Genomic DNA, 2896 nt, shown 5'->3' on the forward strand with positions numbered 1-2896 from the left:
ATAGACCGGGTTGGTGGCGTACAGGTCCGCGCCCATGCCGGGGTACTGGCTGCCCTGACCCGTGAAACAGAACGCCGTCCGGCCGTCCTCGTCACCCGTGCCGGTGACGACCACGGGATGCGGCCGCCCCTCAGCGAGCGCGGCCAGCGCGGCGACGAACTCGTCCCGCTCCCGCGCCACCAGCACCGCCCGGTACGGGAACCGGGCCCGCCGGGCGAGCGCGTCCCCGACCTGGGCGGGCGTCACCTCCTCGTGCCCGGCCAGCCACGCCCCCAGCCGGCGGGCGTACGCGCGCAGCGCCGGCTCGGTCTTCGCCGACAGCACCCACGACACCCACCCGTCCCACGGGTCAGCGGCCGGTCCGGCGGCCGGTTCGACCGCGGGCGGCTCCTCCAGGATCACGTGGGCGTTGGTGCCGCTCACCCCGAACGACGACACCGCCCCACGCCGCGGGTGCCCGTTCGCCGTCCACGCGACCGGCTGGTCGAGGAGGCGGACGTTGCCGCTGTCCCAGTCGACGTGCGGGGTCGGCGCGTCGATGTGCAGGGACCGGGGCAGCAGGCCGTGGCGGAGGGCGAGGACCATCTTGATCACACCGGCCGCGCCGGCGGCGGCCTGGGTGTGGCCGATGTTCGACTTGATCGACCCGAGCCAGAGCGGCTGGTCGTCGCGCCGCTGTTGGCCGTAGGTGGCGAGCAGGGCCTGGGCTTCGATGGGGTCGCCGAGGGTGGTGCCGGTGCCGTGCGCCTCGACGGCGTCGACGTCGGCGGGGGTGAGACCGGCGTTGGCCAGGGCCTGCCGGATGACCCGTTCCTGGGAGGGGCCGTGGGGTGCGGTGAGGCCGTTGCTGGCGCCGTCCTGGTTGATTGCCGAGCCGCGGATCACGGCGAGGACCCGGTGCCCGCGTTCCCGGGCGACGGAGAGCCGTTCGAGCAGGAGCAGGCCGGCGCCTTCGCCCCAGCCGGTGCCGTCGGCGGCGGCGGCGAACGGTTTGCATCGGCCGTCGGGGGCGAGTCCGCGTTGGCGGCTGAATTCGATGAGCATGCCGGGGGTGGCCATCACGGTGACGCCACCGGCGAGGGCGAGGTCGCACTCCCCGGTGCGGATCGCCTGCGCCGCCAGGTGCATCGCCACCAGCGACGAGGAGCAGGCGGTGTCCACGGTGACGGCGGGGCCTTCCAGTCCGAGCACGTACGCGATCCGCCCGGACGCCACGCTCGTCGTGTTCCCGGTCAGCATGAACCCCTCGTACGCCTCCGGCGCCTCGTGCATCCGCGGCCCGTACTCGTCGAAGGCCAGGCCGGTGAACACCCCGGTGGGGGTGCCGCGCAGGCTGGTCGGGTCGATGCCGGCCCGTTCGACCGCCTCCCAGGCGGTCTCCAGCAGCAGCCGCTGTTGCGGGTCCATCGCCGTCGCCTCACGTGGGCTGATCCCGAAGAACGTGGCGTCGAAGTCGGTGGCGCCGGCGATGAACCCGGCCTCCCGCGCGTACGTGGTGCCCGCGTGCTCCGGGCGCGGATCGTAGAGCCGATCGACCCGCCAACCCCGATCGTCCGGGAACTCCCCGATCGCGTCGGTCCCGGTAGCCAGCAGCTCCCACAGCTCCTCCGGGTTCCCGACGCCACCCGGATAACGGCACGCCATCCCCACGATCGCGACCGGCTCGTCGACGGCCGCCGCCCCTGCCGCCCGGGTGGCGGACCCGACCCGATCGACCCGCCCCGGCAACCGGCCGGCCAGGTACGCGACCACGGCCGCCGGGGTCGGGTGGTCGAAGACCAGCGTGGCCGGCAGCGGCAGGCCCGTGCGGGTGCTCAGCCGGTTGCGCAGCTCGACCGAGGTCAGCGAGTCGAAGCCGAGGTCCCGGAAGGCCCGCCCGAGCTGGATGGATTCGGCCGTGGCGTGACCGAGCACCACCGCCACGGTGGTCCGCAGCAGGTCCTCCAGCGCCGCCCGCCGTTCGTCCTCACCCAGGCCGGCCAGCCGGTCCAGCAGGGAGGCCCCGGTCTCGCCGCTGTCCGCCGCCGCCCGCCGGGTCGGCGCACCGGTGAGGGCGGTGAGGATCGCGGGTACGCGGGGCTGGCTGCGCAGGGCCGGCAGGTGGAGCTTGACCGGCACCAGGCTGGGGTGGGGGTGGGTGAGCGCGGCGTCGAGCAGCGCCAGGCCCTCCGCCGTGTCGAGGCCGATGCTGCCCGCGCGGGCCATCCGGGCCCGGTCCACCTCGGTCAGGTGAGCGGTCATCCCGCTCGCGTCGTTCCAGTTACCCCAGGCCAGCGCGGTGGCCGGCAGGCCCTCGGCGCGCCGGTACGCCGCGAGGGCGTCCAGGAACGTGTTCGCCGCCGCGTAGCCGGCCTGCCCACCCGTGCCCAGCGTCCCGGCGAAGGCCGAGAAGAGGACGAAGTGGGTGAGGGGGTGGTGTCGGGTGGCGTGGTGCAGGTGCCAGGCGGTGTCGACCTTCGGGTCGAGGGTGGCGTGCAGGTCCTGCGGGGTGAGGTTGGTGAGGGTGGTGTCCCGCAGTGTGCCGGCGGTGTGGATCACGGCGGTCAGGGGGTGCCCGGTGCCGTTGACGTGGTCCAGGACCTCGCCGAGTTGTTCGGGGGCGCTGGTGTCGCAGGCGGTGACGGTGACGGTGGCGCCGAGGCCGGTCAGTTCGTGGACCAGGCGGGCGGCCTCCGGGTGGTGCGGGCCCTGGCGGCTGAGCAGGTGCAGGTGTCGGGCGCCGTGGTGGCTGGCCAGGTGGGTGGCGACGTGCTGGGCGAGGGTGCCGGTGCCGCCGGTGATGAGAGTGGTGCCGCTGCCGCTGCCGCTGCCGCCGGCGGTGGCGGTGGCGGTGGCGGTGGCGGTGGCGAGGTCGGTCGTGGTGGTGGGGCCGGTGCCGGGGCTGGCCGGTGGCGGA

At 74.9% G+C, this 2896-nt stretch carries 1 protein-coding gene; it reads right to left on the bottom strand.

Features of this window, described 5'->3' with window-relative positions; translation table 11 throughout:
- Positions 1-2896: type I polyketide synthase (locus EFE23_RS28695; protein WP_163599783.1), on the bottom strand; the 2896-nt coding region annotated here is incomplete at both ends.

It is taken from the genome of Micromonospora solifontis (assembly GCF_003725545.1).
GTDB classification, from domain to species: Bacteria; Actinomycetota; Actinomycetes; order Mycobacteriales; family Micromonosporaceae; genus Micromonospora; species Micromonospora solifontis.